The sequence below is a fragment of the Pseudoalteromonas shioyasakiensis genome (assembly GCF_022398475.1).
Taxonomy (GTDB): Bacteria; Pseudomonadota; Gammaproteobacteria; order Enterobacterales; family Alteromonadaceae; genus Pseudoalteromonas.
The window spans coordinates 1-7068 of record NZ_JAKEVM010000179.1; the positions used below are offsets into that span (position 1 = coordinate 1).

The following is a 7068-nucleotide window of genomic DNA, read 5'->3' on the forward strand; positions in this document are numbered from 1 at the left end:
AGTTTAGACGTCTATACATTTAGTTATAACCAAAATAGAGACAACCATAATAAAACGATATTTTAACTAAATTTACATTTATTTTACCTTTGTCCCCCTTCGCGAAAAATATCGTGGAGATTTACATAACAATCTAGGGATCATTATGACAACTAACAACAACTTGAAGAAGTGCGCAATTGCACTGAGCTTGACTGCGTTGTTTGGGACGACGGCAGCAATGGCTACTCCAAACCAACTAATGTCACCATCTATGCAGGAAACTGCGGCGAAATTACAAGGTCAAGAAGGCTTTGGTACACAATTCATCATCAAGTATAAAAACAACAGTGATGAAATGATGACGATGTCGGCAGCAGAACAAACGCCGACTATGATGAACAAAAAAGCAAAAGGCTTTGTTAAAAACTTCACCAGCAAAAAAGGTAAAGTAAAAGCGCAATACGTTCGTGCAATGGCGATGAGTAATCACCACGTTATGCGTGCTGATAAAAAACTTTCAGCTCAAGAAGCACAAGAATTCATGCAAGAGATGGTTGCATCAGGTAACGTTGAATACATCGAAATCGACCAAATGTTAAAGCCATTTGCAACGCCTAACGACCCACGTTATGACGACCAATGGCACTACTACGAGCAAGCAGGTGGTCTTAACCTTCCTACAGCTTGGGATACAGCAACGGGTAGCGGTGTCGTTGTTGCGGTACTTGATACAGGTTATCGTCCTCATGTTGATTTAAATGCCAACATCCTTCAAGGCTATGACATGATCTCTAATGTGTCTGTAGCTAACGATGGGGGTGGTCGTGATAGCGATGCACGCGATCCAGGTGATGCAATCAGCGCTAACGAATGTGGTTACACACATGGTGCGCAAAACTCAAGCTGGCACGGTACGCACGTTGCGGGTACTGTTGCGGCAGTGACTAACAACGGTGAAGGTGTTGCCGGAGTTGCTTACAACTCAAAAGTTGTTCCAGTACGTGTACTTGGTAAATGTGGTGGTTTAACTTCTGATATCGCTGACGGTATTATCTGGGCTTCAGGTGGTTCAGTTTCTGGCGTACCAGCAAATGCTAACCCTGCTGATGTTATTAACATGAGTTTAGGTGGTAGCGGTTCATGTAGCTCTACAACACAAAACGCTATCAACCAAGCGCGTAACAACGGCTCTGTAATCGTAATTGCAGCGGGTAACGATAACGATAACTCTGCAAACTACAACCCTGGTAACTGTAATGGCGTTGTAAACGTTGCATCTGTTGGTCGTAACGGTGGTCGTGCTTACTACTCAAACTACGGTAGCAACATTGACGTTGCAGCACCGGGTGGCGCGCAAAGCTTTGCGAATGATTCTGAAGGTGTGTTATCAACACACAACTCAGGTTCTACAGGCCCAAGCAGCGATTCATATCACTACTCGCAAGGTACGTCGATGGCAGCACCACATGTTGCGGGTGTAGCAGCGCTAATCAAGCAAGCTAAACCATCTGCAACGCCAGATGAAATCGAAAGCATCTTAAAATCAACAACTCGTTCTTTCCCTGCAACATGTACAAGCTGTGGTACAGGTATTGTTGATGCAGCAGCCGCTGTGGCAGCAGCATCAGGCACAACACCGCCACCACCAACAGGCAATGTGTTAGAAGATGGCCAAGCACTAACAGGTTTAAGTGGCTCTGCTAGCAGCCAAACTTTCTACACAATGGAAGTGCCAACAGGTGCAACTAACGTAACCTTCACAATGAGTGGCGGTACAGGTGATGCTGACCTTTACGTTCGTGCAGGTAGCGCACCAACAACGTCAACCTATGATTGTCGCCCTTATAAAGGCGGTAACAACGAAGTATGTTCTATCGATAACCCAACAGCAGGCACTTACCATGTAATGCTGAATGGTTACTCTGCATACTCAGGTGTTAGCCTAGTGGGTGATTTAACAACTTCTGGCGGCGGTTCAGGCTCAGGTTCACCACAAGCAGGTGGCGGCACAGTGACTGATATCTCTGCAAGTGCAGGTCAGTGGAAACACTACACACTAGAAGTACCAGCAGGTATGGCAAGCTTCACAGTAACAACGTCTGGTGGTTCAGGTGATGCTGACTTATTCGTTAAGTTTGGTAGCCAACCAACTTCATCTAGCTATGACTGTCGTCCGTACAAAAACGGTAACGCAGAAACATGTACATTCAGTAACCCACAAGCAGGTACTTGGCACTTAAGCTTAAATGCTTACCGTACTTTCTCTGGTGTAACATTGGATGCACAGTATCAACCTTAATAGTTGATCTCCCCAGTATCCCCCTGGGACTTTTCAGCCGGACTTACGTCCGGCTTTTTTGTACTTATATTGCTATTAAAGCTTTTCAAGCACAGCTTCAGCGCGGCTTACTACAAACTCTTTGTCTTGTTCAACAAACAGCCCTGTTACCGTTTGGTTTTCAACGATCATCGCATAACGCTTTGAACGTACGCCACCAAAGCCAGCTGTGTCTTTATCTAGACCAAGTGCTTTAGTAAAGCTTGCATCACCATCAGCTAACATACGAATATGCTCAGCGCTATGAGCTTCACCCCATGCTTTCATTACAAATGCATCGTTCACCGATACGCAGTAAATTGCATCAACGCCTTTAGCGGTAATTTTATCGGCTAGCGTAATAAACTCAGGTAGGTGAGCGTTTGAACAGGTTGGCGTAAATGCACCAGGCACCGCAAATAGCACCACTTTTTTATCTGCAAATAATGCCTCTGTTGATAGGGTTTGCATACCCTCGCTAGTTAATTCGCTAAGGGTTGCAGCAGGTAAAGTTTGGCCTTGTTCGATCATCGTGATTCCTTGAAAGAAAATAAGAGTACAGAGTATATACCCAAAAAATTGAATACCGCATGATTTAAGGGCAAACAATGCAAACCATTGCTCGCCCCTTGAAGAGTTATAAACCTAAGCTGGTTTTAATGGTGTGCATTTGCTCTTGTAGGCGGTGCTGAATATCACTAACCAGTGAGTTTGACTCACTTACCTGCCCTTTCATGCTCTGCATTGATTGGCTAAAGTTTTCGAGTAAGGCATTTTGCTGTTTAGCAAGCTCCATAGCATCAAACGCTACCTTGTTAGCATCTTGCGCGTTATCGGCAACGCCTTCTGAATTACGTTTAAGCTCTTGAGCATTTTGTGTTTGCAGCTCGGCATCAGTAGCCAGTGCACTAATTTGCTCTGATACCATGGTTGAGTTTTCACTTAGGCGGTTTAGCTGATTGTTGATATCATCAAGCGAGCCTTGCGTTTGTCTGGCAAGCTTTCGTACTTCGTCAGCGACAACCGCAAAGCCTCGACCATGCTCACCTGCACGTGCCGACTCAATCGCCGCATTCAATGCCAGTAGATTTGTTTGCTCAGCAATGTTTTTGATCACCTCAATAACTTGGCCAACATCATCAACGCCTTTTAATAGCTCTTTTAAGCTAGCTAGACCTTGCTCAACGCGCTCTTCAGTGCGAGAGCTTGCGGTTAACATGCTGTCGGCAAAGCCTAAGCTCTGCTCCATCGCACCAAAGGTTTGTTTGGCGTTATCAGCAACTTGACCATTAATGTTATTGACCTGCTCACCAATGTGTTGAATATCAGTAAGTAAACCTTGGTTTTGTTCAACCTGAGAGTGGCTGGCATCCGTTTGCTGAGCAATGGTATGTAAGTGCTCGCTCATCTCTAGCATAAAGTCATTAATAACCTTAAGCATTTGTGCTCGCTCTTCTGCCTCACCACGCTGGCGTTCAATCAATTGATTAAAGTAATGAGCAATTTCACCAACTTCGGTTTTCGGGTTTTTACTCTCAATGTTTTTAAGCTCATTACTTTCAATCAAGAAGGCAAAGCCATCACGCAATTGGCGCAAAGGGTTAAGCACTTGGTTACGCTGTACGAAATACACACCCGCGGCTAAAACCACCAGCATGCCAATGGCTACACAAAACACGATAAACACTTGTTGCTTAAGCTCGCTTTGTTCATCTTTTAGTTTTTGCTCTGCACCAAGTACCGTTGCTGAAAGCGCGCCGATTTGTTTACGAAGTGCTTGCATGCCAGTTTGTCGTTGCTCAGCTTGCTCAAGTGTTGATGCTAAATCACGAGGGAAACGTTTAGGCCAGCTTGTTAACTCAGCTTTAATATCACCGGCTAAATCTTCTGCTTCTTCACCAAAAAATAAAGCGTCTTCATCCACTTCACTCATTACACCTAGGTTTTCGAGTCTGTCGATTTTAGTAGCAAGGGCATTTAAGTTTTCAACACTTTGATTAAGGCTGTTTTTAGTGTCTTGATCAAAGTTGATCACTAACTTGTAAGTATATAAAGCAAGTGATGTCACTTCGCTGTAGTAGTCAGCAGCAAGTTGATAATATTCAAGCGCAAGCGCTGTTTGCGGCTCGGCTTTACTTGCATAGCCAATTAATGATGAGGCAGAGCCTGCCATTTGTCTTAACGAGTTATCGAGCAGTGCCATTTCGTTACCCGATAGCTTACCTAAAGCGCGATACTTACCGTTAATGTCTTTATCGAGGGCTGTCAGTTGGCTATTTAGTTGACCCGCTAGATCATTTGGTAGCTCAGCTAAATGCTGCTTTTTAACATCGCTTATCAGCGTTGAGGCTTTATTTAAGTGTTGGCTGTCACCTTGCTCTAAATAATCATCAAGGTAACTTTTTAAATCAATAATGATGGTGTTTTTCAGCTTATTATAAGCGTTATCTTGCTGCTCTAAGCCGAGTAAGGTTTGACTAGCCCAGAACAGGGTGGCTGCCAGTAAGATACTGGCGAGTGTGAGTAAAACGGCCAATAGCCGAGTAAATGATGACACGCGCATAAACGATATTCCCAAGTAACGTTACGCGCGTAGAATATTAACCTTTTATGACAATTTGATGTAAACCATAAAAAATAACAGGTAAAGGCGATAGCAACTAACCCAAAAGAGTTAAATAAATACCAATTCGCTTAATATTGCGGATGGTATCAGACCATTGCAGCTTTTACGTATACATCAAAGCGGTTCTTCTTGGTTTTGATTTGCATACTCGGGGGTTTGTCATTTAGAAATGGGGCGTAGTCAGGGCGCTTTACAACGACTCGCTTACTAGCAAGCGGATAAGCAAATTCTAATAGATCATCGGCATCGCTATCTCCGCCAACAAGCTCTTGGAATACTCGCATTTCTTTTTTAACTAGGGCTGATTTTTCACGATGAGGAAACATAGGATCTAAGTACACAACATCAGGAGTATCACTACACTGCGCCAGTAACGTATGACTAGAACCAAACACTAGGCTCATGTTTTCTTTCATCCAAGGGCCAATTTCAGCATCGTTATAGGCGCGTTCTAGGCCGTCAAATAATAGCGCAGCAACTACTGGGTGGCGTTCATGCAAAATCACTTTACAGCCTAGTGATGCCAGTACAAAGCCATCGCGACCAAGGCCTGCAGTGGCATCAAGCACCACTGGCGTGGCACCTTTGTTTAAGCCAACCGCTTTTGCGATAGCCTGCCCTTTACCACCACCGAACTTGCGTCGATGGGCTGCGGCACCAGTTACAAAATCAACATGGATAGCACCAAGCTTTGGCTCGTCCTTTTTTTTCAAGCTCAAGCCTTGATCGTCATAATGAAGCGAAAAGCCAGCATTTTGCTCAGCCCACTTAGCCAAACCAAAACGTTGCTCAATCGCATCTAAATAAGGACGCATTTCTTTAAAAGGACAATGAATTACCACGCAAAACTCCGAGCTATATTATTCGCCGCCAGTATAGCATGGCTTAAAATAGCTCGATATCCGTTTGTGAAGTCACATCTTCGGTCTCACTCGGCTCAGCCATTTTTTGTAAGCTAGCTAAAAGTTCACTACGCGATTCGATAATGTGCTTTAGCTGAAACTTTATAAACGATAAGTCTTCATTGAGTGAGGTAAATATCAGCTGAGTTTGTTTTAATTGCTGCAAGTGAAATGCGACTTCGTCACTGCTCGACAAACCACTTTGCTCAATAGACTTATTTAGCTCATCAAGTTGGGCGGCAAATTTCTCTACAGCATGTTCGCGCGAATCACTGTTTTGGTACATTTGATCAGATAGCTCATTAAACGAGTTACCAATTTGCTGCGCCTGAGTCAGTGCCCGCTCATTGTTTTCCATATCTTGTACTTTGGCGTTAGTCACTTCAAGGATATGCGGGAATAGATCTTTATAACGACCATAAAGCTGGGCATCATCAAGTGGCATGTTTTTGATCAGCATCGACACTTTAGGGTAATTAATAATAGTGCGATGGCTAAAATCAACAAAGCGATTTGCATCACGGTGTTTTTCGAGTAGCTCTTGCTCAAGTGGACACACCCCACCCTCAGCACTACAAAATACGCCAACATCTTGATACCAAAACGCCAGTACGACATCGAGCTCCATCGGATTAAAAAACTCAAACATATGCTCAGATAACGCTTTGATATCGTGTGCATGATAGCTTTGCCCAACGTAACGCATAATGCGACCCATATCACCTGAGTCTGTCATCGCGATTTCGGCAGTGATTTGCGCTCGCTCTACATCACTTTTAAGCTTTTTAGAGTGCTGACGATATTGATATAACACGCGAATACGTGCCATGAGTTCTTCAGCATTAAATGGTTTTACAATGTAGTCAGCAGCACCTGCGTTATAACCTTTTACACGGTCTGGTAGGTCAGCTTTACCCGATAAAAACATCACAGGCGTGTCTTTTGTTTGCGGGTTAGCTTTTAATTCGTTACATACCTCAAAGCCCGTTTTACCCGGCATTTCGATATCAAGTAAAATGATGTCAGGGTTGTACTTTAACGCCTGTCTTAATCCTTCGTCGCCATTTTTAGCATGGATCAGTGTGCAAAAGCCCGATAGCGATTCCTCAATCACATGATGGATATATTTATCATCATCAATGGCTAATACAAGTTTTGACATGCTTAATTCCTATAAACTCTTTTTTAAGAAGGATAGTACGAGAGCGTGATTTTGCGAAGAAATATTAATAAAAAAAGCG

Annotated in this window: 5 protein-coding genes; 1 reads left to right on the forward strand and 4 read right to left on the reverse strand. The window is 43.6% G+C overall.

The features are described 5' to 3' along the window. Positions 1 to 145 precede the first annotated feature (145 nt). Complete coding sequence (locus tag L1D51_RS19715) at positions 146 to 2281, forward strand: S8 family peptidase (protein ID WP_239964580.1); 2136 nt, start codon at positions 146 to 148, stop codon at positions 2279 to 2281. 75 nt (positions 2282 to 2356) lie between these two features. Here L1D51_RS19715 and L1D51_RS19720 read toward each other — a convergent pair whose 3' ends face one another. From L1D51_RS19720 to L1D51_RS19735, 4 genes are all read right to left on the reverse strand, one after another. Beyond that, positions 2357 to 2830 carry a peroxiredoxin gene (locus tag L1D51_RS19720; protein WP_239964581.1) on the reverse strand — a complete coding sequence of 158 codons (474 nt, stop codon included), beginning with the start codon at positions 2828 to 2830 and terminating at the stop codon, positions 2357 to 2359. 106 nt (positions 2831 to 2936) lie between these two features. Then, complete coding sequence (locus tag L1D51_RS19725) at positions 2937 to 4862, reverse strand: methyl-accepting chemotaxis protein (protein ID WP_055021394.1); 1926 nt, start codon at positions 4860 to 4862, stop codon at positions 2937 to 2939. Between the two features lie 149 nt (positions 4863 to 5011). Further along, positions 5012 to 5767, reverse strand: coding sequence for a class I SAM-dependent methyltransferase (locus tag L1D51_RS19730; RefSeq protein WP_055021393.1), 756 nt, complete (start codon positions 5765 to 5767; stop codon positions 5012 to 5014). Positions 5768 to 5810: 43 nt separating this feature from the next. Next, the gene (locus tag L1D51_RS19735) at positions 5811 to 6989 is read right to left on the reverse strand and encodes a response regulator (RefSeq protein ID WP_239964582.1); all 1179 of its coding nucleotides are present in this window, start codon (positions 6987 to 6989) and stop codon (positions 5811 to 5813) included. Between the last annotated feature and the right edge of the window lie 79 nt (positions 6990 to 7068).

Excerpts from the sequence above, each read along its gene's own strand:
- L1D51_RS19715 (WP_239964580.1), top strand. The coding sequence starts at position 146 with ATGACAACTAACAACAACTTGAAGAAGTGCGCAATTGCACTGAGCTTG.
- L1D51_RS19720 (WP_239964581.1), bottom strand. The coding sequence starts at position 2,830 with ATGATCGAACAAGGCCAAACTTTACCTGCTGCAACCCTTAGCGAATTA.
- L1D51_RS19725 (WP_055021394.1), bottom strand. The coding sequence starts at position 4,862 with ATGCGCGTGTCATCATTTACTCGGCTATTGGCCGTTTTACTCACACTC.
- L1D51_RS19735 (WP_239964582.1), bottom strand. The coding sequence starts at position 6,989 with ATGTCAAAACTTGTATTAGCCATTGATGATGATAAATATATCCATCAT.